Annotated in this window: 20 protein-coding genes and 5 pseudogenes; 18 read left to right on the plus strand and 7 right to left on the minus strand. The window is 41.2% G+C overall.

Going from position 1 to position 22,334, the window contains the following annotated elements; all coding sequences use genetic code 11:
• Position 1: 1 nt before the first annotated feature.
• The 4 genes and pseudogenes from DQQ01_RS01170 to DQQ01_RS01190 form a co-directional block, all read left to right on the plus strand.
• Positions 2 to 244: pseudogene (locus tag DQQ01_RS01170) on the plus strand (IS3 family transposase); the annotation flags it as partial.
• A 214-nt stretch (positions 245 to 458) separates the two neighbouring features.
• Positions 459 to 1,103, plus strand: coding sequence for a nicotinamide riboside transporter PnuC (gene pnuC / locus DQQ01_RS01180; RefSeq protein WP_111917841.1), 645 nt, complete (start codon positions 459 to 461; stop codon positions 1,101 to 1,103).
• A 181-nt stretch (positions 1,104 to 1,284) separates the two neighbouring features.
• Positions 1,285 to 1,944 carry a DUF6017 domain-containing protein gene (locus DQQ01_RS01185; protein ID WP_242980476.1) on the plus strand — a complete coding sequence of 220 codons (660 nt, stop codon included), beginning with the start codon at positions 1,285 to 1,287 and terminating at the stop codon, positions 1,942 to 1,944.
• A 14-nt stretch (positions 1,945 to 1,958) separates the two neighbouring features.
• On the plus strand, positions 1,959 to 2,255 hold the full coding sequence (locus tag DQQ01_RS01190) for a hypothetical protein (RefSeq protein WP_009268918.1): 297 nt from the start codon (positions 1,959 to 1,961) through the stop codon (positions 2,253 to 2,255).
• 127 nt (positions 2,256 to 2,382) lie between these two features.
• Here DQQ01_RS01190 and DQQ01_RS01195 read toward each other — a convergent pair whose 3' ends face one another.
• Positions 2,383 to 2,910, minus strand: coding sequence for a DUF3592 domain-containing protein (locus tag DQQ01_RS01195; protein ID WP_009268917.1), 528 nt, complete (start codon positions 2,908 to 2,910; stop codon positions 2,383 to 2,385).
• 53 nt (positions 2,911 to 2,963) lie between these two features.
• Positions 2,964 to 3,680 carry a hypothetical protein gene (locus DQQ01_RS01200; protein WP_016439425.1) on the minus strand — a complete coding sequence of 239 codons (717 nt, stop codon included), beginning with the start codon at positions 3,678 to 3,680 and terminating at the stop codon, positions 2,964 to 2,966.
• A 132-nt stretch (positions 3,681 to 3,812) separates the two neighbouring features.
• Here DQQ01_RS01200 and DQQ01_RS01205 point away from each other — a divergent pair, with 132 nt between their 5' ends.
• The gene (locus DQQ01_RS01205; protein WP_009263236.1) at positions 3,813 to 3,974 is read left to right on the plus strand and encodes a type II toxin-antitoxin system antitoxin; all 162 of its coding nucleotides are present in this window, start codon (positions 3,813 to 3,815) and stop codon (positions 3,972 to 3,974) included.
• Between the two features lie 59 nt (positions 3,975 to 4,033).
• Here the strand turns inward: DQQ01_RS01205 and DQQ01_RS01210 are convergent, their stop codons facing one another.
• Both DQQ01_RS01210 and DQQ01_RS01215 read right to left on the minus strand, forming a co-directional pair.
• Positions 4,034 to 4,549: an ImmA/IrrE family metallo-endopeptidase gene (locus tag DQQ01_RS01210; protein WP_009263235.1), complete on the minus strand. Its 516-nt coding sequence runs from the start codon at positions 4,547 to 4,549 to the stop codon at positions 4,034 to 4,036.
• A 91-nt stretch (positions 4,550 to 4,640) separates the two neighbouring features.
• Positions 4,641 to 5,051, minus strand: coding sequence for a helix-turn-helix domain-containing protein (locus tag DQQ01_RS01215; protein WP_009268915.1), 411 nt, complete (start codon positions 5,049 to 5,051; stop codon positions 4,641 to 4,643).
• Between the two features lie 305 nt (positions 5,052 to 5,356).
• On the opposite strand from DQQ01_RS01215, the gene DQQ01_RS01220 reads away from it, so the two are divergent.
• From DQQ01_RS01220 to DQQ01_RS01250, 6 genes and pseudogenes are all read left to right on the plus strand, one after another.
• Positions 5,357 to 6,628, plus strand: coding sequence for a Y-family DNA polymerase (locus tag DQQ01_RS01220; protein ID WP_009268914.1), 1,272 nt, complete (start codon positions 5,357 to 5,359; stop codon positions 6,626 to 6,628).
• A gap of 11 nt (positions 6,629 to 6,639) precedes the next feature.
• Positions 6,640 to 7,056 carry a hypothetical protein gene (locus DQQ01_RS01225; RefSeq protein WP_009268913.1) on the plus strand — a complete coding sequence of 139 codons (417 nt, stop codon included), beginning with the start codon at positions 6,640 to 6,642 and terminating at the stop codon, positions 7,054 to 7,056.
• Positions 7,057 to 7,285: 229 nt separating this feature from the next.
• Positions 7,286 to 7,522 carry a hypothetical protein gene (locus DQQ01_RS01230; protein WP_009268912.1) on the plus strand — a complete coding sequence of 79 codons (237 nt, stop codon included), beginning with the start codon at positions 7,286 to 7,288 and terminating at the stop codon, positions 7,520 to 7,522.
• A gap of 444 nt (positions 7,523 to 7,966) precedes the next feature.
• Complete coding sequence (locus DQQ01_RS01240; RefSeq protein WP_016439427.1) at positions 7,967 to 8,587, plus strand: sigma-70 family RNA polymerase sigma factor; 621 nt, start codon at positions 7,967 to 7,969, stop codon at positions 8,585 to 8,587.
• Between the two features lie 469 nt (positions 8,588 to 9,056).
• A complete protein-coding gene (locus tag DQQ01_RS01245; protein ID WP_111917842.1) occupies positions 9,057 to 14,342 on the plus strand; it encodes a SpaA isopeptide-forming pilin-related protein in 5,286 nt (1,761 codons plus the stop codon).
• Positions 14,278 to 14,544 (plus strand): annotated as a pseudogene (locus DQQ01_RS01250) (helix-turn-helix domain-containing protein); the annotation flags it as partial. The gene DQQ01_RS01245 and the pseudogene DQQ01_RS01250, both read left to right, overlap by 65 nt.
• A gap of 80 nt (positions 14,545 to 14,624) precedes the next feature.
• Here the strand turns inward: DQQ01_RS01250 and DQQ01_RS01255 are convergent.
• On the minus strand, positions 14,625 to 15,845 hold the full coding sequence (locus tag DQQ01_RS01255) for a Mef(A)/Tet(V) family efflux MFS transporter (protein ID WP_002584949.1): 1,221 nt from the start codon (positions 15,843 to 15,845) through the stop codon (positions 14,625 to 14,627).
• Positions 15,846 to 17,051: 1,206 nt separating this feature from the next.
• Here DQQ01_RS01255 and DQQ01_RS01270 point away from each other — a divergent pair.
• Entirely contained in the window at positions 17,052 to 17,648 is a 597-nt protein-coding gene (locus tag DQQ01_RS01270) for a streptococcal pilin isopeptide linkage domain-containing protein (RefSeq protein ID WP_111917843.1), read from the plus strand.
• Here DQQ01_RS01270 and tet(40) read toward each other — a convergent pair.
• Both tet(40) and DQQ01_RS01280 read right to left on the minus strand, forming a co-directional pair.
• A pseudogene (gene tet(40) / locus DQQ01_RS01275) lies at positions 17,565 to 18,767 on the minus strand (tetracycline efflux MFS transporter Tet(40)); the annotation flags it as partial. The gene DQQ01_RS01270 and the pseudogene tet(40) overlap by 84 nt on opposite strands.
• Positions 18,768 to 18,826: 59 nt before the next feature.
• Positions 18,827 to 19,303, minus strand: a pseudogene (locus DQQ01_RS01280) (FAD-dependent thymidylate synthase); the annotation flags it as partial.
• Between the two features lie 74 nt (positions 19,304 to 19,377).
• Between DQQ01_RS01280 and DQQ01_RS16225 the strand changes: the two are divergent.
• From DQQ01_RS16225 to DQQ01_RS16240, 6 genes and pseudogenes are all read left to right on the plus strand, one after another.
• The gene (locus tag DQQ01_RS16225; RefSeq protein WP_242980702.1) at positions 19,378 to 19,797 is read left to right on the plus strand and encodes an alpha-L-fucosidase; all 420 of its coding nucleotides are present in this window, start codon (positions 19,378 to 19,380) and stop codon (positions 19,795 to 19,797) included.
• A 51-nt stretch (positions 19,798 to 19,848) separates the two neighbouring features.
• Entirely contained in the window at positions 19,849 to 20,076 is a 228-nt protein-coding gene (locus DQQ01_RS16230) for a hypothetical protein (protein ID WP_242980478.1), read from the plus strand.
• A gap of 53 nt (positions 20,077 to 20,129) precedes the next feature.
• Positions 20,130 to 20,323 (plus strand): annotated as a pseudogene (locus tag DQQ01_RS16235) (IS256 family transposase); the annotation flags it as partial.
• Positions 20,324 to 20,641: 318 nt separating this feature from the next.
• On the plus strand, positions 20,642 to 20,779 hold the full coding sequence (locus DQQ01_RS18485) for a hypothetical protein (protein WP_330407588.1): 138 nt from the start codon (positions 20,642 to 20,644) through the stop codon (positions 20,777 to 20,779).
• Positions 20,780 to 20,942: 163 nt separating this feature from the next.
• Positions 20,943 to 21,971 (plus strand): PDDEXK nuclease domain-containing protein, encoded by a 1,029-nt coding sequence (locus DQQ01_RS01295; RefSeq protein WP_330407589.1) that lies wholly within the window; start codon positions 20,943 to 20,945, stop codon positions 21,969 to 21,971.
• A gap of 116 nt (positions 21,972 to 22,087) precedes the next feature.
• Positions 22,088 to 22,327 carry a LexA family protein gene (locus tag DQQ01_RS16240; protein WP_242980705.1) on the plus strand — a complete coding sequence of 80 codons (240 nt, stop codon included), beginning with the start codon at positions 22,088 to 22,090 and terminating at the stop codon, positions 22,325 to 22,327.
• The last annotated feature ends 7 nt before the right edge of the window (positions 22,328 to 22,334 follow it).

Below are 22,334 nucleotides of genomic sequence, written 5' to 3' on the forward strand. Positions count from 1 at the left end.
TAACAGTGCTGGCGGCAGGTGCCACGATAATGCTCGATGTGAAAGCATGTGGGTCAGAATGAAAAGCGAGCTTCTCTATGACCGCTACAATACGGAAAGCCTGACCACGGATGAACTGAAAGTTCTTATTTGGAGATATTTCATCAGTTACTGGAACAACAGGAGGATCTGCTCTGCCAACGGTGGGCTTCCTCCTATGATTAAGCGTCAGAGATACTACCAATCTCTGGGCCTGGCTGCATAGGAAATGATATCTTTGAGATAAATGTGTCAACCAATATTGACAATATCATGTTGGTTCCAGTACCAGACAGCCTTCGCCAACATATTCTGGTTTAACTGCGGTTTCTTTTGTAACGGCACCTTTGATTGCTTTTCCAAGCATTCGTTTACACATCGTTAGGTCTTAGAAGATGTGTATGCGGATGCTTTTCTTAACTTTGGGAGGTTATTTGTAAATGTGTTATGAAGAAAAAAAGAGAAAGTATTTCACAGGTGTGGAAATCGCACTGTGGACAGGCTCCGTAATATCGATTTTAGTGTCTTTTTTGATTTTTGGAGGAAGCGCTTATATTTCCTTGATTGCGTCCTTAATAGGTGTAACCGCTTTGATTTTCATTGCAAAAGGCAACCCATTGGGACAGTTATTAACCGTGATTTTCAGCCTGCTCTACGGTATTATATCGTTTTCCTGTTCGTATTACGGCGAGATGCTGACATATTTGGGAATGACAATGCCTATGGCAGTATTTTCGCTGATTTTCTGGCTGAAGAATCCCTACAACGGAAACAAGTCAGAAGTAAAAGTGCAGATACTAAAGCCAAAAGAATATATTGTTACGGCAGTCCTTGCGATTACTGTAACAACGGGATTTTACTTTGTATTGAAATATTTCAACACGGCGAACTTAATACCGAGTACACTGTCTGTAACAACAAGTTTTATGGCTGTGTTCTTAACATTCAAACGCAGTCCGTTTTATGCCGTTTGGTATGCCGCAAACGATGTAATTTTGATTGTTTTGTGGTTATTGGCAGTTGCAGAAAATATATTGCTAACATTTGGGGAAGTATCTGTTGTCACCATTGATTTAGGAATGTAAAATACAGTAGATCAAAGGAAAAATTCTTTGCAGAATATAATTTGCAAACATATATTAGCTGAAACAATAGAGAAATATATTAGCTATAGCTAATAGAAAACGAGATGCTCGTTTGGAACTGATTTCAAAAATAATCGGATCCAGACGGGCTTTTTTTGTCTGACCGAAGAAGGAGGAAATGATGACGGAAGTAAAATCATTTATTCAGGAGGAATGTGAGGAACAGAAAAAAGAAAAACCAAAGATGGTGAAGTTTACAAATCAAACTTCAGTAGAGGAAGAAGAGACAGAAGAAGTTTACATTTCAAACTTCAAGAAGTCCCAAAAACAAACTTCAAGAAGTCCCGAAAATAAACTTCAAGAAGTTTACATTTCAAACTCTAATAATACTAATATTAACAATACTAATCTTAGTGAGAATAAATCTAATCCTATCGTATCTGCAGATGGGATAGGATCCGAAGAGGATGAGATGGAAACATTACATGCGTATCAATCTCTGATCAAAGAAAACCTGGAGTATGATGCCCTACTTGTGAGTCATCCTCATGACAAAAATCAGATTGATGAAATAGTGGATCTGATTGTAGAGACTGTCATGTGTAGGAGTGATAGAGTATTGATTGCAAGCAACTGGTATTCAGGAGCTTTGGTAAGAGGAAAATTCATGAAGCTGGATTATTCGCATGTAGAGTATGTGCTGCATTGTCTGGAAGGAAATACGAGTAAAATCAAGAATATCAAGAAATATTTACTTGCAGCATTGTTCAATGCTCCTTCAACGATAAGTGGGTATTACCGGGCAGAAGTAAATCATGATATGCCATGGCTGGCAAGATAGCGAGGAGGATGGATATGGGGATTTTAAAAGTGTCAGGAAAAGTGTTATTGATTCCATTGTGGTTTATTGTTTCAATCATAGGTGTCGGAGTGAAACTACTAGTACATATGGTGGCAATCGCAAAAAAGATATTGGGATTTGGAATTGTAGTTTTGTTTATAGGAACAGTGCTCTGTTATCAAGACTGGATACAGGCAGCTTTTTTAGCTTGTATGGGCGGTGTTTTGAAGTTTATTGTATTTGCCGGAGAATTTATAGATGCTGTAATGGACTTATTTAGAGAAAGAATATGTGCATTGATTTTAGGTTAAAAAAGATGATGATAGTTGAAATAGTCATCTTAGTAATTTCAGATGAAAAGAGCCTCTCCTTCATGGAAAGGCTCTATAAGAAAAGTCCAAACTGGGATTTGTCTGATTAGCAATTATCTTTTGCAATTTATAACTGCATCAAAAAGAATACCAGTACACTCAAGAGTATTGTTACTGTCCCCATTATGATAAACATCATGGAAGTAAATCTTTTTGAAATTGGTCTATCAATATAACACTTTTTAGGATTGTTTGGATTATAATAAACTGTCATCTTACTGTTGATAGGCCACAACTGCTCCGCAAGTTGATGCAAATTTGCAATAGCTCCAGTTTTTACATGTAGCCATCCTTTTTCATCTTCATAGACTTCTGGTTTCATCGGTACAGGTACTCCTGATAGTTGCGTTGTTTTAATTCCTCGAAATTTTTTCTTTGCTTTATAACAAGTTCCATTCACAAAGTACTCAACGATTGGGTACACTCTTCCATTTCCAGGAAACCCATATTGTTTAATAATACCGTCTGTCTTTTTTGTACACAATTTATTTTGTCTTTTTACAATGATATTGAAAGTAACTCCTAGCAGAACTAATATTACACCAAGACCTCCAACTGTCATCAATTCTAACCATGCAATTTGTATTTCAGACATAGTTTCATCACCTCAAATTCTTATTTGTCATTTTTTTCAGTATATCATAATTATTATCTCTTCGGCAGATAAAAAGTTTTTACTTCTACAGAAATTTCTTCAAAGCCCATTTCTACATAATAATCTCGGATGAAAACGGATCGGTAATAATCCTGTAAAGAATAAATATCAAGAGTTTTAAAATCGACCAAACACAGCGGGATCGGTTCTTTCTTTTCATCTTCATATTTCCAATATTCTAAAGAAGCAGCAACTTTATCAAGGCAACTTTGGCAGAGATGATCCGTTAGATTTCTTTTGTTCAATTTATAGTTTTCCGGTAACGTGATATCTATCTCAGCCATTCCTCTGGAAACATCTCCATGAGAGGAATAGGTGATTTCGCCTGTGTTTCCAAAAAGCATATTTGAACTGGTCTTATTTAATATTTCATTTCCGCTTTCATCATATGCTTTCAGTTGGAAATCTAAGACGTGCCAATCATTAAGAGAAATCAGTCCAACCGTATCAAATTTTCGATAATAGTCCATCATACTATAATCAGAGCTTCCACATAAATAGCATGTAGAGATATCATTCAGGCTTGATTGCAGATCGTCAAAGGTTATTTCTATCCGTTCTTTTGGGGCGTCTGCTTTCAGGGAATGTGTTAGAAAAATACCGTGATGTTGATGGATAGCATAACCGATGAGAAAGGATACAGCTAATAGGATGGTGCACCAGAATAAATCTTTCCTGATATGATAATATTTTTTTCTTTTTTCATGCATAATCGAATTCCTCCGTGAAAAAATATAGTGTACTTAAAATAAGTCCGTTTAAAACATTCTACCATTATTTGTACTTAAAATGAACTTGAAATATGAACTTAATATGTACTTATAGAGATGGAGAGAATAATCATGGAGAAAGAGAAGCATTTAGGATTACGGATTGATGCTGAAACGCATAAAAAACTGAAAAGCCTGGCAGAATTTGAAGGGCGTTCAATCAATGGAGAAGTGTTATATTTAATACGTCAGGCGATCATGGAATTTGAAAATAAGCATGGCGAACTGAAATAAAAGAATCTTCATATATGGATATAAGAAAAGCCCGTTCAGTTGTATGGAACGGGCAAATTTTATTTGGCCAGGAAGTTGCTCTGTATTTCCAACGGCATATTGTAGTTCTGACCACGCTTGATCAGACTGTATAACTTGAAGCTCATGAGTTCCGGACTGGAGTTTAAGCAGCTACAGAGCCCGAAATAGTTCAGGTCTTCGTTCTTTGACAGGTCTGCGATTTCTTTATCATCCAGGATAAGATCTGCAGCGAAAAGGTTCGCTTCGTATTCCGTATTATCCCTCATGTTATATAAGACATCATCTTTCATTGGCGCCATTTTGAGCTGAGAACGATGCAGAATGATGTGACCGAGTTCGTGGGCGGCAACAATCTTTTTCTCTTCCTCAGAGAGAAAACTGCTTACCATAACATAAATGGTTTGGCAGCTCATGAAACAGTATCCTTTTAATTTTTCGTAGCGGTCTGTTTCTCCAACGATCACATTCATTTCTTCCAGTATTTCAAAAGGATCCCTGGTCTTGAACTTTTTTACAAGTTTTTCTACTTTGTTGTAAATATATGAATTCCCCAAATATATCACCTCGTGTATGAATCAAACAGAAGTGGTAATGTACTTCTGACAATAAAACTATATCCTATAGGCTGTCCCATAATCACCCCATCTATTTGGCATCTAAATATTTCTTTGGTGTAAATTTCTTTGCACGTCTCTTGGAATCCAGATATAAAGACTGGATTTCATCCATAAAGGCCGTTTTGTCTTCATCAGAAAGTTCCCCGCCGGCGAACATTGCAGCGGCTTGTTCTAAGATCTGCTGAGCCTGTTTTGCTCCGCGGTTTCCAAATTGTTCAGATGCTTCTGTGATAAAAGTCTCTTCTTCTGTCATGAGATAGGAGATATCACAGCTTAAAATGTCTGCAAGTTTCTGGTAAAGATCGTGCTTCTTTGGGTAACGGCCTTCAATTTCCCATCCCCGAACAGTCCGAAGGGAGACACCGACAGCATCGGCTAATTGGGTTTGGCTGAGTCCTTTGTTCTTTCTTAAATTTTTCACTTTTTCACCGAATGTCATAAAAATACCTACTTTCTAATTGGCGTTTCAGGATCCCTGTGTATGATGCTGAAACGGTATAGGAAATAAATTTCCCATAATCAACAAGTTGCCTCTTGACAAGAGGCGAATGATTGCCTATAATGTGAATCACAACAGAACGGCAACTACTTGCCTATAATATAAATGATATTTCCTTTTTTGTCAATGGATTTACTGAAAATTGCCTGTTTTGGCACGATCTCTATCGTGTGAAAACGAGTTGGGATGAGATCTGATTGCTTATGGGAAAGAGAAAGATAGGCAACTTATGGGAGGTGATTGATTTGAAACAGAAGGAAACATTCCTCTGTATTGATCTGAAATCTTTTTATGCTTCTGTTGAGTGTGTGGAAAGAGGACTGGATCCGTTTACTACCAATCTGGTTGTTGCAGATCCGGACCGATCGGTATCCACCATTTGCCTTGCCATCACGCCGGCTATGAAAAAGCTGGGGATCCGAAATCGTTGCAGGATCCATGAGATACCGGATCATATCGAATATATTGTAGCAAAGCCGAGGATGCAGCTCTATATGGAGTATTCGGCAAGGATCTATGGGATTTATTTAAACTATATGGCAAAAGAGGATATCCATGTTTACAGTGTGGATGAGTGCTTTATGGATGTCACAAGATACCTTTCCCTGTATCACCTTACAGCGAAGGAAATGGCACAAAAACTGATGGATGCGGTCATGGAAGAAACCGGAATTACAGCAACAGCAGGAATCGGAACCAATCTGTATCTTGCAAAGATCGCAATGGATATTGTGGCAAAACATATAGAGGATCATATCGGAATGCTGGATGAGATCTCTTACCGGGAACAGTTATGGGGACATAAACCATTGAGTGATTTCTGGCGCATTGGTTCCAGAACAGAGAGAAAATTAGCCGGATATGGAATCCAAACGATGGGGGATATCGCACTTGCCTCTATTCAATCGGAAGACTGGCTGTATAAAATGTTTGGGATCGATGCAGAACTATTGATCGATCATGCCTGGGGCTGTGAATCCTGTAAAATGAGTGATATCAAGAATTATCATACAGAAGAGCATAGTCTTTCCAATGGACAGGTATTGATGAGAAATTATACAATTGAAGAAGCTGCTGTTGTTGTAAGAGAAATGACAGATGTATTGGTTCTGGATCTGGTGGAAAAGGGGCTGGTAACGAATTCTGTAACCTTGTGGATCGCTTACGATCATCGTTTTGAGAGGGAGTCATCGAAAGGAACCGTAAGGTTTCCGGATTGTACCAATCGCTCCAGGGAAATAATCGATACAGTAGAAGCACTTTATCGAAAAATCGCAGATCCATATACCGGAATCAGACGAATAGAAATTATTGCAAATAAGATAAAGCCGGAAGGATATCAGCAATATACTCTTTTTCAGGATTCCATAAAAGCAGAAAAGGAAAGACATCTGCAGGAAGCCGTATTACAGGTGAAAAAGCGTTATGGAAAAAATGCGATCATGCGGGGATCCAATCTGTTGGAATGCTCCACCTATCGAGAGAGGAACAATCAGGTTGGAGGACATCGTGCATAGGAGGTGAAAATATGCTGGCAGAGGCGTATCAGAAATATTTATATGTTCCAAGACCGGTTTCCAAGAGATACCCTATGGATGTGCAGCACAGAGCGAAACAATTTGCCCCTTTTGCAGCACTTCGGGGATTTGAAGAGATCGTACGGAAACAGGAAATACTTTATGAACAAAGGAAGATGTTATCCGAAGAACAAAAATGCGGATTGGATAGGAAGCTACAGATGGTTTCTGTTGGAATGAAGATACAGGCAACTTATTTTAAAGAAAGCCGGGAAATGAAACCGGCAGGCCAGTATCATACGATTTGCGGAACCGTTGAATTTTTTGATCCATCGATTCATTTACGGATTGATGATACGATCATTTTGATCCCGGATCTTTGTGAGTTATCCGGAGATATATTTGAAGAATTGGAATTACCTTGTTAAATACAATCGGCAGAAATTCTTAGGATTCTGGGTGAGTGGGAATCCGGAGAGAATAAGGATGGATGCGCCAGATCAACAAAGCAGGTCTGGGATTTGATGATCATGCTGTTCGTGCAGCTTTGGCACTTACGGAATGGACAACATGATGCTCATAAGGCGGATTTGATTTCCCTTTGATCCGTTGAGTAATAAAATGGAATTTTTTATTATTGCTTAAAGGAGGAAGCCTATGGGATCAGATGCTATCAGATGGCATGTACATTGCTCTGTATGCGGAGCATTTATTGAAAAAAGCGCACATTGCGATTCAGAAGTAGAATGTAAGAAATGTAGAAGCACTTTGGAGATTTTAGTAAAAGATGATATTGTTTCAGTACGGCCTTTGCACATCAAAGACGAAAAACTGAAAGAAAGAATGCGGGTATATTCTCAAAAAGTGATGAATTCCCGAAAGGAAACTAAATAAAATGATCTGTCAGGATAAGCGGTGGATTTGGCTGGAACCATCAAGGCTGCACCTGATAGCAAGAGTTTGTCAAGGAGCTGAACCTGACTGGAATCATGAAGAGCCCGGCAAAACATTTGCAGATACAATGCAGGATGATATTTCATTCTGTGTCTGTGGAAGCATTTGTTTTGCCGGCTTTTTTTGTTTTCTCAAAAATTTAAAAAAAAGTTGAGTTTTTAACCTGTAAAACAGGGCTTTTTCCTTTCGATATATAGAGGGCAAAGTTTCGTGTGCAAAAATCAGAGATGATACGGAGTTTTGTATGATATAGCCGAAGGAGGTAATTACATAGGAGCTGCGGGCTCCCGTTCAAAAAAAACGGGTGAGTTCGTGGCTAATTGTGATGAGTTTTTTATAGAGTTCATGGATCACCCGTAGCCGTAAGGCAGAAAGGTGGTCCATATGTTGACATTAAAAGAATTAAAGAAAGTAGTAAAAGTGGCAGGTATGACAAAGAGAGTCCCTTCTGAAAAGGCGTTAGAAAAAGAAGAGATTGTAGTAAAGGAAATTCTGAGTGGGGAATGTGATATTACCGTTTACGCAAATGGGTATGTGTTATACAGGGAAAACGGAAAGAAAACCATCTTTCCACTCCATTCCTGTAAAGATTATCAATACATGGATGTGAAGGAAGATCGAAGCATTATGAACGAAGAATTTTTTGACAACGAAAACTGGTACATTCGTCTGTTAATGGAAGCAACGGATCGTATGGAAATAAATCAGGCTAAAGTGGCATCAAACCATAGACTCGTTTCGTATAGCGATTATGCGGATGACAGGATCTTACTGCTAGATCCAGCTTCAGATCTTCTCGACCAGTATATTGAAAAAGAGGTGGTCCGCGATTTCTTAGGTTGTCTGACTGCCAGACAGAAAGAAATCATCCAGTTATTTTACTTTGAAGAAATGAATCAAGAGAAGATTGCGGACTATCTTGGAATCAGACAGCAGAGTGTTTGTGAAATGCTGCAAAGAGCACTTTCTGTCATGAAAAAACATGCAGATGCAGAAAAAAAATAAAAAAAATCAAAAAAAATTAAAAAGCACCCTGTAAAATAGGCCATTTTCCTTTCGTTATATGAAGACGTTTCTAAGAAACACTTCATGTACCTTGAAAAGAGAATAGCCTGCCCGGAGTGATACCTGCCTTGAATGTGCATTGTGCGTGTCCTGACAGAGAAAACGTTTTGGAGATATGGACTCTAAAACAGGAACGGATCCGGGGAAGAGAACAGGAAAACGCTTAAATCTTAAATAAAAAATAATTGTCTGAATCAAAATGAGGATGACAGTAGAAATCATATAGCGGTGTTTGTTTGAAAAGGCAGATACCGCCATATATTTGTGCTGTTATCTCAGCAAAGTGCTGACTGTCCCAAATAGCACAAGACTAGGAAAGGAGGGGATTATTTTCAGGAAAGAATGATGGAAAACGATGAACAAGTATAACGGATAAATAAGATTCAGAAGAAAGGAAGGATTTAAGAACATGAAAGTGAAACAAAAAGCAAAGCGGGTTGTATCCGGATTGCTGACAGCGGTCACTCTTTTATCTACGGTGTTATCACCAATCAACAGTTATGCTGCGGAGCTTCCGAAAGAAAGAAAACTGCCTCTTTTGGAAGAGGTACAAAGCCAGCTAGATGAAGATGAAATTGTTTTGGCAAAGGATCATCAAGTGGAAGTGGGAACAAGTTTTGACGTGAAAACAGATTTTACAGGGTTAGAGATCAAGGATTCAGCAAAGGTAAAGATTACTTTTGAGGAAGCAAAGAATGAGCAGGGAGAGGATTTTACAACATCCCACGCAGATACCTATAAAACTGTTTATTATGTAGAAACGGTCAATCAGGAACATCCGAATTATCAGATCAGCAGAAATGTAGTCGTAAAGGAAATAGAAAAAGAGAGTGAAAGTCCTTCAGCAGATGCAGAGCAATCCGAAACAAAAGAGACGGAAGAAGATAAGGAGGATTCAGAGAAGCCGTCAGAAATCCCAATAGAGACACCGGATGTATCAGAAGGAAATGCTGCTTTTGATGCTTTGGTAGAACAGATGACAGAGCAGGATACCTTTGATGAAGGATCGGGATTAGCATTACATGATGTAATGGAACAGGCAGTAGAACAAGGTGTTGATTTTAATGGAATGGAACCAGGTGAGATTACTACAATCAAAGCGATGGCTAGAACTGCAGGTGTAGGATCTCAGCAGGTAACTATTGAAAAAGGTCCAATATACCGATATGCAGACTACGGGCTTGGAACATATCTTACAGAGCCGTATTATATTTCTTATGGAAGTGTAAGAGCAACGGCTTATTGTATCCAGCCGGCAAAACCGGGACCAGAATCCGGCACTTATACAATCACAAAGCTGGCTGACAATCAGGCTCTTGCAAAGGTATGTTATTACGGTACCGATGCGGCAGGTGCAGAAAGTTATTTTGCGAACAAGCACAGTGATTTTTCAGCAGGAAAGAGATTTATTCTTGTCCATATGGCGGCGGCTTATGCTTATGGCAGTAGTGATGCGTTCTATGGAACCAATGCAACAGGACAGGAACTAGCAATGGATATTTACAATTATTGTGTAAAGAAGCCTGAGATACCGGATGTGTCTATGTCATTTTCCGATGCCAATGTAAAGGCTTATGTAGAAGGAAATACACAGCGTACAAAGGAAATCACATTCCATGCGGCAGGACAGCAGAGTGTGACGATCAGCCTTCCATCCGGAGTGCGTTTTCACAACGTAAGTACAGGAAGTACAAGCGCACCGGGAGCAAAGGTAACGATCCAAGGTGGCACAAAGTTTTACCTTTCTGCACCGCTTACACAGGCAAGTGATACTGCAGAAGTATTTGCTACAACCATGGCAGGCGGCCTGGAAAAAGATTATTCTGCGTATAAGCTGACAACGAATTCCAGTACCCAGGATCTTGCCTTTATTTTTGGAGAAGGTGTGGAAACAACAAATAAAGTAAGCCTGAATGTTACATGGACAAAGCAGGCGGAAATTGCGATTGTAAAAAATGATAAAGACACCGGAAACCATCTGGCAGGAGCCATTTATGGTGTTTACCGTGATAAGGAGTGTTCAGATCTGATCACGCAGATGCCAGCAACAGATAGCAAGGGCGGTTCTAAAGTAACGATTGAAAAAATACAGGATGTTGTGTATGTAAAAGAGATCCAGCCACCGGCAAATTATCAGGCAGATCCAACTGTTTATCCAGTAGATGTCAATATCGGTAAAACAAGTACAAAGAATGTTCTGAATGAACGTACTTATGCAAAGATCCATCTGATCAAAGAAGATGCACAAACAGGAGCAAATCCACAAGGAGATGCGACTTTAGAAGGTGCGGTGTATGGCCTCTATGCGAGAGAAAACATTGTACATCCAGATGGAACAACAGGAATTGTCCATAAAGCCGGTGATCTTGTATCTACCTTAAAAGTAGATCAGAAGGGAGATGCGGTGGTTAAAGACCTGTATCTTGGAAAATATTTTGTAAAAGAGATCCAGGCACCGGAAGGATATCTGTTAGACGAGACAGAGCATGATGTGGAATGTTCTTATGAAGGTGGCACAGTTCCAACGATAGAACGTACTGTGAAATCAACAGAACTTGTTATGAAACAGCCGTTCCAGATCATAAAAGCTGCGAACAATGGAGAAACGGATGCAGAGCTGTTAAAAGGTGCAGGCTTCAGCGCTTACTTAAAGAGCAGCCTGGAGAAAAAAGAAAATGGAAGTTATGATTTCTCCCATGCAGAGCCAGTCATCCTTACAGCAGATGGTAAAACGGAAATGTTCACAGATGAGAAAGGGTATGCGTGCAGTATTCCGCTTCCATACGGAACGTATATTGTACGAGAAACAACCACACCTCATAATTATAAACCGGTAGAGGATTTTGAGATTACCATCCGTGAAAACAATCCGGATAAACCGCAGGTTTGGAAGGTACTGCTGGATAAAGAGTTTTCTGCAAAGTTAAAGATCATCAAAAAAGATGATGAAACAAAGAAACCGGTGTTAGTAGCCGGTACAGAATTTAAAATTTATGATCTGGATCATAAGAAATATGTGGAACAGGTAACAACCTATCCTACGGTCACAGTCCATAAATCTTTCTTTACGGACAGCCAGGGATACCTGATCTTACCGAAACACTTAGAGATCGGGCACTATCGTATTGAAGAAGTGACAGCACCGGATGGATATGTTGTCAACAAAAACTATGTAGAGATCACCGTGGATTCGGATACTGCCTATGAAGTAGATGGAGTAAGTGGAGATGTGATCATTGAAGTTTCCTATGAAGATCAGCCGGTAAAGGGAAATCTTATTGTGTATAAGAAAGGTGAGATGCTTTCTGGTTTTGAGAATGACTTTATCTATGAGGAACAGTATCTTTCCGGAGCAGAATTTGAAGTAAGAGCTGCAGAAGATATCTGTACTCCGGATCATCAGAAAGATGCAGATGGAAACCGTATCGTACTTTATGCAAAAGATACGCTCGTGGCAACGATCACAACGGGAGAGAGTGGAAAAGCTGTAGCAAAGGATCTTCCTCTTGGAAGATACTATGTAGTGGAAACTAAGGCACCGGAAGGATTTGTATTAAATCCAGAACCGGTAACGGTTGCATTAACATATCAGGATCAGGAAACACCAGTCGTTGAAGCAGAAGCAATGGTAGGAAATGACAGACAGAAGGTATCAATTTCCGTAGAAAAACAGGATATAGAAAACGGGCAGGTATTATCCGGAGCTTTGTTTGGCATCTATAACAAGAAAGATATCCAGGCAAATGGAAAAGTTCTTGTGAAAGCAGATACCTTATTACAGGAAATGACATCCGATGAGAACGGTATGGCAACATGCACCCTGGATCTTCCATTTGGAGAATACTATGTAAAAGAATTAAAAGCGCCGGAAGGTTTTGTTTCTTCGGATGAGGTGCTGGAATTTGTTGCAGAGTATCAGGGACAGGAGACAAAGCTTGTTTTCTTACAGACTGTAAAGAAAAATGAACCAACTACAGCAGAATTCACAAAGTCTGATCTGACTACAGGCGTAGAGCTGGAGGGTGCAAGATTGAAGGTCATGGATAAAGATGGAAATGTTATCGATGAATGGACATCTGAAAAGGATAAGCCACATGTGATCAAGCGTCTGGTTGTCGGAGAAACCTATACCCTTCATGAAGAATTTGCTCCATATGGTTATCTGAAAGCAACGGATGTGACATTTACGGTCAAAGATACTGCCGAAGTACAGAAAGTGGAAATGAAGGATGAAGTACCAAAAGGACTTTTGATCATCAACAAAAAGGGAGAATTTTTAGAGAAGATCACCCTTTTGGATAATGTGAAAGGAACGGTAGAACATTTCTTTGAATATATCACAGGAAACTTAAGTGAAGTCACTTTTGAAGTCTATGCTGCAGAAGATATCAAGGCTGCGGATGGTGTAAGCGCAAACCATTATAAGAAAGATGAGCTGGTAGGCACGATCACAACCGATGAAAAGGGAATCGCAAAAATGGAAGACCTTCCGGTAGGAAAATATTATGTGAAGGAAGTGAAAACGGCACATGGTTTTGTACTGGATGGAGAGCCTAGATTTGTGGATCTGACCTATCGCGATCAGGATACGCCAGTGGTTACTTTTGATGAAGAATGGCAGAACAACCGCCAGAAGATAAAAGTAACTGTCCTTAAAAAAGCAAAGGATACAGACCGTATGCTGGAAGGTGCGATCTTCGGGTTATTTACAAAAGAAGAGATCAAAAGCAGAGATGGAAAAGTCCTGATGGAAGCCGGAACGCTGATCGAGCAGAAAACAACGGATGAAAATGGACAGATCCTTTTCAAAGCAGATCTTCCAGTAGATGGAACTTATATCGTAAAAGAAATCTATGCTCCGGATGGTTTTGTGACATCGAAAGAAGAAAAGGAATTCTCTTTTGAGTATGGAAAACCAGAAGAAGCCGAGGTTTCCTATGAGTTTGTTTTTGAAAATGAGCCGACAACGGTAGAACTTACGAAAACAGACCTTACCACAGGAAAAGAACTTCCGGGGGCACATCTGAAGGTGACAGATGAAGACGGAAATGTAATCGATGAGTGGGTATCTACAGAGAAAGCTCATGTGATCAAAGAGCTGACAGTTGGAAAATCCTATACGATGACAGAGACAAAACCGGCAGATGGATATGTAACTGCAGAGAGCATTACCTTTACAGTAGAAAATACTGCAGAAATCCAGAAACAGGAGATGAAAGATGATGTGACAAAGGTATTGATCTCGAAACAGGATATTGCAGGAAAGGAACTTTCAGGTGCAAAACTGACCATCTTGGATGAAGAAGGAAATGTGATTGAAAGTTGGACTTCAACAGAAGAGGCACATTATATAGAGATGCTTCCAATCGGAACATATACGCTCCGAGAAGAGACAGCACCGGAAGGATATCTGATTGCAAAGGATGTGGTATTTGAAGTAAAAGATACCGCCGAAGTGCAGAAGGTTGTTATGGTTGATGAGGAAAAACCAAAGGAAAGCACTCCGGAAGGTGGAAAACCGTCGAAAGATGCACCTAAGACTGGGGATAACTCCAATTTGCTTTTATGGCTGATCGTGCTTGGAATGAGCTTAAGTGGAGTGGTAGTCCTTGGAAGAAAAATAAAGAAGAAACGGGATTGCCCTTGCTCTGCGGGAAACACACAAGGACGATTTTTTCAGCGTCCCAGAGGATAACCCGCTAAAAGAAATGCTGGAAACTGCTGGTGAAATCGTCAGCCAGGACAGCGACACGGAACAAGCGTACTTGGCGTTTATCTGCAAACGGCTCAAGCTGAATTTTAGGAAGCTGTCAGTAGAAGAACGGAAGTGGCTGAAAAAGATTGCGGAAAAATCCGACTTGCTGAAGAATCCAAAACCGCAGAGAGGACGAAGATAAAAAATGCCTGAACGGCGGTTCTGGTTTTTCAGAACCACCATCCAGGCATTTTGTTTAGTAATAGAAAAAGGTGCAGTTGATTATTGCGTATTGTCAATCTCTCTCAAACCGGGTAGTAAAAATACGGCAAGCGCAACGATGATAATGCCAATTCCGCAAATGACAAACCATTTCTCAACTCCCAGCCGCTCCGCCAGAGGCCCGGAAATGACAAGGCCAAACGGCATGGCGAGGGAAGCGGCGCTTGTCAGTAGAGAAAAAACTCTCCCCAGATATTCTGGTTTGACCGTTTCTTGAAAAATCGCATTTTGCACACCGTAAAATGGAGCGGAAATTCCCATAACAGTACAGCACACAACAAAGACAAGAAATGCGTCTGGCGGCAAAAGCCCGGAGAGCATATTGCTAACGCCCATCAGGAGAACGGAAAGACCGATGGTGTACCGCCGTTTCTTAAAACCGCCCCAAATGCTCAGAATGACTCCGCCAAGCAGCATACCAACCGCAAAAGCAATTTCAGCGGCAGAGGCATGGGCCGGTGTTCCTTTGAAGTATGACATACAGATGAGAGGAAAAAGCGTACTGATTGGCATATAAAAGAACATATAAATTACACCAATCCAGAGCAGAGCAAAGAGGCCCCTGTTTTGCTTTAATACCACATACCCCTCTTTCATATCCTGTAAAAACTGTTGTCTTTTCGTTTCTGGACATAGTTCAGGCGTTGGTATGGACGAAATCGCAACAGTCACACAGGCAAGGATTGCACCCACAATATCTAACAATATAATTGCATTAAGAGGCCAAACAGCATATAAAAACGCTGCGGCAGCTGGACTGATAATCGCACTTACTGCTTGCATGGTCTGCGTGTAACCAGCGCATTTTGTAAGTTCCTCTTTTGGCACAATCATAGGTGTTGCTGCGCTGAATGCTGGAGAATGAAAAGCAGTTCCCGCACTTCGGATTAACAGGACAACCATAATAGACCATACGGGCAATTCCATGTAAAACGCCACCAGCGCCAGAATACCGCCAGCGGCGGCAATTATCAAATCCGCACCAATCATTACGCTTTTACGGCTGTGCCGGTCAACAAAAGCACCTGCAAACGGGCCTAAACAGGCTTGCGGCAAAAATCCAATCAGTGTTGCCGCCGTCAATATGATTGCAGAATTAGTTTTCGCAACCAAATAAAAGATAATGGCCATTTGCAAAATACCGCTGCTAATAAAGGATATTGCTTGTCCGGCAAGAAGTGTAAAATAAGTTTTTCTCCATGAATTGTTGTTTTGGGTCATAATGCGAACCTCCTTTTTTATTGCATTGTTCCTTTGTTTCTGCAATAAAAAGCAGGCGTTGTCCCACAGAGAGGGCAGACGCCTGCATAACAACAAAGCACGAAAAAACACCACGATACAGTTCAAAGACTGCTCGTGTCAAACCTACGTGTTCCTTTGCATACGCACGCAAAAAAAGCCCACCATCATGTGGAAAGGTACTTCTACTTTTTATTGCTTATTAGCGTACACAAATTAACACACGTAAGCCTCCTTCCAATCTCAAACTGTCGCACAGTATAACACACATCCGATAGACTTGTCAACCATTTTTAACCTTGTTTTCCATCTTGTTTTTCCATCTCTTACGGGCAGTAGCAAAGCCAGGCGAGCCAGTCAACGGTCAAGATGAACGGCGCTTTCAGCGCCGCCGTTGACAGTCTCGCCCGTCTTTGCTAATGGGTAATCAAGGCGGGAAAGCCATTTTAGGGCTTTCCCGCCCATTTCAATTTTGGGAGAAGAAAGGCCCCAAAATGAACGAGTGCGGCCAAACACTTTTAGGGATTGGCCACCTTGTCCACCCATCCAGCGGGGCGGCGGGGAACGGTCAAGGCCGGGCGTCAGCCCATTCATTTCAGCCTTGACGGTTTCCTGCCGTCCTGCTACTTTTCCCGGAGTGTGGCCACACATCTGGTCACGGTGTCCAGAGCTTTGGGACTTTTTGTCCCATAGGCCGGGGGCGGAGGACGAGGGACGGGGGCTTTCATAATACGCCCTGTCTGCTGCTGAAATCAGCCCTTTGTTTCCGGCTTACCAGCCCCAAACAAAGCCCTGCTTTCCTGCCGCGTCAAATGCCCTTGCCCTCCCCGGCGGCAACGGTATTTTCAGGGCAACGCCGACAGAGCGTATAACACACTACACTTTGCTCCGCAAAGTCGTGTGCCAAATGGGGCGCTGCCCCCTTTGGAAACCCCCGCAACAAACAGGTGCTATGCACCCAGCCGGGAGCATAGCGCCGTTTGTTGTCAGCAGCCCGTTTCACGGTCTGCGTGTAGTTCCTTGTAAACTGACCTAAAGAACACGCAAAATATTTGAAGAAAACATCTTTTGATGATAATGAAAGATATGTAAGGCTATCTACTTGTACTTCAGAGAGTACAAACGGCAGACATCTTCTAATTGGAAGAATTTTAGAAAATACTGCTGATGAAAAAGGAGAACCGCAATATGAAGAAAAATAGACAGATACTTGTGTTAGCTGCTCTATTGTTTGGTTTCTTGTGTTTTCCTGCTGATAAAGTTTTAGCTGCGTCAAATGTAGTAGAGGTTCCGTTAACAGTTAAGCAAAATTTTGAAGAAAATAGCAATGAAAAAGGAATTGATCTTACTGGAACTTATGAATTTCGTGCATTAGACATAGGCATTCCTATGCCGGGAGATTCTGATAACGACAGACATGTTTTTGTACTTGATGGTAATAATGCGGAAAAGATGATTTCATTGCAGTTCCAGCATGGCGGAGTATACCGTTATCATTTGGTTCAAACAAGTAAGGATAAAGAAAATTATACATATGATAGAAGTTCTTATATTATAGCTGTTTATATCAAAAACGGAGAAAATGGGAAATTGGTTCCACAAGTAATTGCAGAAAAAAATGATGGTAAGAAGTATGGAGAATTAATGTTTTACAATTCATATAATAAGAAGGTTGACAATCCTTCAAAACCTTCAAAACCATCAAAACCGGCAGAACAGGTACAAACAGGGGACAGCACAGATATAAAATTGCATGTAATGATTCTTTCCCGCCACCGGCACTAAGAACAGCGCGGGCAACAGCAGGAAAGCGGTACAGACCAGCCCCCAGGGTATGGACACCTGCTGGGCTACCAGCCCCACAATAGGCCCGCCGATGATCTGCCCGAAAGAGTCCAGCTGTCCGCTGGTGGAAAAGACTGTGGCGCGCATTTTCTCATCCACATGGTCGTTCATCCAGGCGGCCAGCACAGGCTCCTTGATGGTGCGCATAAGCCCCGCCAGCAGGAACACCAACAACATGAACCAAAAGCTCCGCCCCACCGCGAAGAGAACCAGGCACAGGATATACCCGGCGCTGGTGGACATGACCACACTGGTTCGGCTGACAGTCCCTTTTTTCTCCATGCGGGCGATGAGCAACTGAGAAGCCAGAATACCTAAGCCGCTGCCGATAAGACTGATAACACCGAACCAAGTGACGCTGTTCAGCGGCCCGATAACGGGTATTACCGTGTCATCCAGAAAATGAGCGGTGGAGAGCCGGTCAAAGCCTTCACTGGCAAGTCCCCCGCATAGTGTGATTGCTAAGAGCGCCAGCAACACAGGTGCGCCTTTCACAAAGCCCAGGTTGAGCTTGAACAGGCAGACAAAGTCTTTAAGCAAGCCCTGCCGTTCCTCAATAGCAGGGGAGAAGTTGGTTTCTGGCATGATGCGAACCAACACCAGCCCCAACAACAAGCACAAACTGCCCCCCAAGATGACAGGCATTTGCAGGTTTATGTTTCCCAGCAGTGTGCCCAGCACCACGCCCAGAACGCCGCCGATTTGCCCCATTTGACTGCCCCGCAGGAACACCTTGTCTATGGGTTTGTCCTCTTCCTCCGAGGCAATCCACGCCTCCAGAGCGCCGGTGATGAAGGTATCACCGCAACCCCAGACAACCTGGGCCAGCAGAACCGGCGCGAACCACGGTAGCGCACCCTCCATCAGAAAGCCCAGGCCGTAGAGGAACATTCCAATCAGCACCGAGCGCCGACGGCTATACAAATCCGCCACCACACCGGTGGGTATCTCGAACAGAAAGCAGGAGGTCTCCAGAACCGTCCCTACCAGGACAAGCTGGAAAGCATCCAGCTGCACCACCTCCAGGTGGTACACGATGGAAAGCACTGTGGACATATTGAAAGATGCAAAATGATGTTTGATAAGGAGTATTGTTTGTAATATTTAAGATTAAACAAGATGTCCAACATTACAATTCTTGTTTCGTCGGTATTTCTCCTGCAGATTCGCTGACTGATCATATGTTTCCACTCATAAGGTGTAGCGCAGATGATCAGAATATTTCTTAAAGCATGGGGGAGGGCATATCCGGCAGAATCATGATGAAATCCCACAGAACACAATTCCTGATAACATCTGAGATCCGATAAGCAGCTTTGCAGATAGAGATCAATGTATCTCTGTTCGGAAAAAAGGATTTCATATGGGATCGCAAATGCAGCTTTTTCTGAATAGTTGCTATATTGCAGAGATGCACTCATGAAATTTACTTCATTTTGATGACGGGTGATCTGTGCAAGAAAACGTCTGCTTGCCCCTACGATCGCAACGGTGATCACCGTAAATTTCTGTACAGTTGGGTGAGGAAGGCTGGCAATCCGATCTACGGTTTTATCTGTAAAAGATTTCTGATAAAGAGCCATAAGATCATCCATGTTTTGAATGGAATGCCCCTGTTGGGTAACCCCAGCTTAAAGAGCTCCTTACAAATTACGGAAAGATTGCCTTAATCTGGTTTGATACGCCGCTCAGTACAACAAAAGAGCAGAGCCGTGAACTGTTTGATACGATAAAATCCATTCAGCCGGACTGCATTGTAAGCGGAAGAATTGGAAATGATTTAGGAGAATATATGACAACCAGTGATAACTTCCTTCCACGTCTTTCCTACGAAGGAGACTGGGAGCTTCCCGCTACCTTAAACGATACATGGGGATATAAAATAGAAGATGAAAACTTTAAAAATCCGGATGAAGTTATCCGCCTGCTTTTAAAAGTAGTGAGCAGAGGGGGGAATTATCTTCTGAATATCGGCCCTGACGGAACAGGAGCAGTACCAAAGGGAAGCTTGGATGTTTTAAATGAAGTAGGCAAATATGTAAAAGAAAACGGCGAGGGAATTTTCAAAACAAAGGCAATGCCATATTAACCTTATGAATTGGACTGGGCGGAGCTTACCAGAAAGGAGTATAAGCTCTATGTGCATGTATTGAAGAAAAGAGAGTATATCGAACTTCCCAATATTGCCAATCATTCTGTAAGCGCCAGAGTTCTAAAGAATGACAGAGCTTTAGAGCCACAGAATACATTAAACTGTGAAGGAACACCTACCATAGTTATTCATCTGCCGAAGGATATGTGGAAGGAAACAAATTACTGTGTGGAAATCAGTCTTCAGGAAGAAGACTTGGAATTCTTGTCCTTATAATGTCGAAGAAATTCCTCCTGTTCCTTGTCTGAACGTTCTTTATCAAAGCTTGTCTTGAGGGATTTAACCGCCAGTTACGAAAAGTCACAAAATCCAAGACTGTATTTCCTTCTGATGCAGTCTGTTGAAAATGCTGTATCTGGCGATGACGGATATCACAAAAAAATGGACTGGTCATCGTCAGGACTGGGGTCAGATTCATTCACAGCTTGAAATATTTTTTGAAGAAAGACTGTCTGGATTATAAGCAGCGGCAAGACAAAAAGGGCTGGTAAAGCCAGTCCTTCTTGACATGTCCTGAAACTGCATTATAATACAAGAAAGGGCAGAACCCAAAAAAATCGGCTCTGCCCAAAGTAACTAACAACATATCTTATATCAGTTTTTCAATTTACACAAAACTTGAAACGGTTTCATATAGATGTTGGCGGTATATCCTTCGGCAAACTCTATCAGGTCAGCGTCAATTTCAAAGCTGTTAATCAATATATTGAATGATGAATACGGAATATTTGCACATAGAACGACAGTCACAAAAGATATTGCGGCTCTTCAGGAGTTTGGAATGGACATTGTTACTATCCATTCTACTCAGAGCAAATATTTTGTAGCCAGCCGTAAGTTTGAATTGCTGGAATTGAAACTGCTGATAGACGCAGTGGAGTCATCGAAGTTCATTACAAAAAAGCGAAACTCTGATTGAGAAGATACATACGATGACCGGTCCGGGACAGGTGGCAAAGTTGAAGCGTAATAATTATGTGTTCAATCGAATTAAGCCGGATTAAAGAAAAAGGTTCTGAAGAATAAGGGCGAAATTTATAAGCTCAGTCCGTATAAACTTCTCTGGTGTGGGGACTATTATTATGTTCTCAGGCGAAAAAGTCCTTGTGGATTTACGGTGTGATAACAGCCTGATGAAAACAACGCTGATACAGAGAAATTGGCTCCTTGGTTATAGAATTGCAAGTGAAGAATTGCAGGGTGAGGATAGGGCAAAATATGGAGCTGAAATTATAAAAAAGTTAGCAAAAGAATTATCGGCTGAATATGGAAAAGGTTATACAAAGTCGAATCTATATAGCTTTTATTCTTTCTATAAGACCTATCCTGAAATTTTCCAGACACCGTTTGGAAAATCTGTTGGACTACTGTCTTGGTCGCATTATGCAGCATTATTACAGGTTAAAGATGAGGCAGCTCGTGATTGGTATGAGAAAGAAGCAGTAGAACAGACTTGGAGTGTCCGTACTTTGCAGAGAAACATTTCTTCTCAGTATTATTACCGTATGCTCAAGACACAGAAAAAAGAGCTTGTAGAAAGTGAAATGAAGGAACTGACAGCACCGTATCAAAATGATAAGTTGGAGTTTATCAAAAATCCGGTAGTTGCAGAGTTTTTAGGATTTTCTCAGAATACAGATTTTACAGAGAGTGACCTTGAGAAAAGTATCCTTTCCAATTTGCAGAAATTCTTGATGGAGCTTGGAAAGGGATATGCTTTTGTGGCAAGGCAACAGCACATTCATACGGAGAAGCAGGACTATTATATCGACCTTGTATTTTACAATTACATACTGAAATGCTTTGTCCTCATCGACCTGAAAACAGAGAAGATAACACATCAAGATGTAGGACAGATGGATATGTATATCCGTATGTATGATGAATTGAAACGTAGTGAGGGTGATAACCCAACAATCGGTATTGTTCTTTGTTCCGATACAGATGATGATATTGCCCGTTATTCTGTTATGCATGGCAATGAACAATTATTTGCTTCCAAGTACAAATTATACCTGCCGACAAAAGAAGAACTGAAAGCGGAGATTGAAACTCAAAAGGCAATGTTTTATCTTCAGCAGCAGGATAGTGAAGAAAAAGAAACAGAATAGAATTTGTGCAGACGGTCTGCACAAATTGCAAAATTAAAGTTCGTTGAACAAAAAAGCCTTTATGGGCGGAAATTTTCAATGAAAATATTGAAGAATATGTATCACTTCCTACTGCTATTTTCGGCAAAGGAGATTTCTTCATATTAAGAGCAAGCGGTCAGTCTATGATTGAAGCTGGAATTGATGACGACGACCTTGTGGTTGTCAAAAAGCAGGTGGAAGTCAATGAGGGCGATATAGTAGTTGCCCTTGTGGATAATCAGAATACATTGAAACGTTACTTCCGAGATGATGAGAATAAGAAAATCATTCTCCATCCGGAAAATAAGAAGATGAAAGACATCATTTGTAGATGAATGCTGC

This window comes from Blautia argi (assembly GCF_003287895.1).
GTDB classification, from domain to species: Bacteria; Bacillota; Clostridia; order Lachnospirales; family Lachnospiraceae; genus Blautia; species Blautia argi.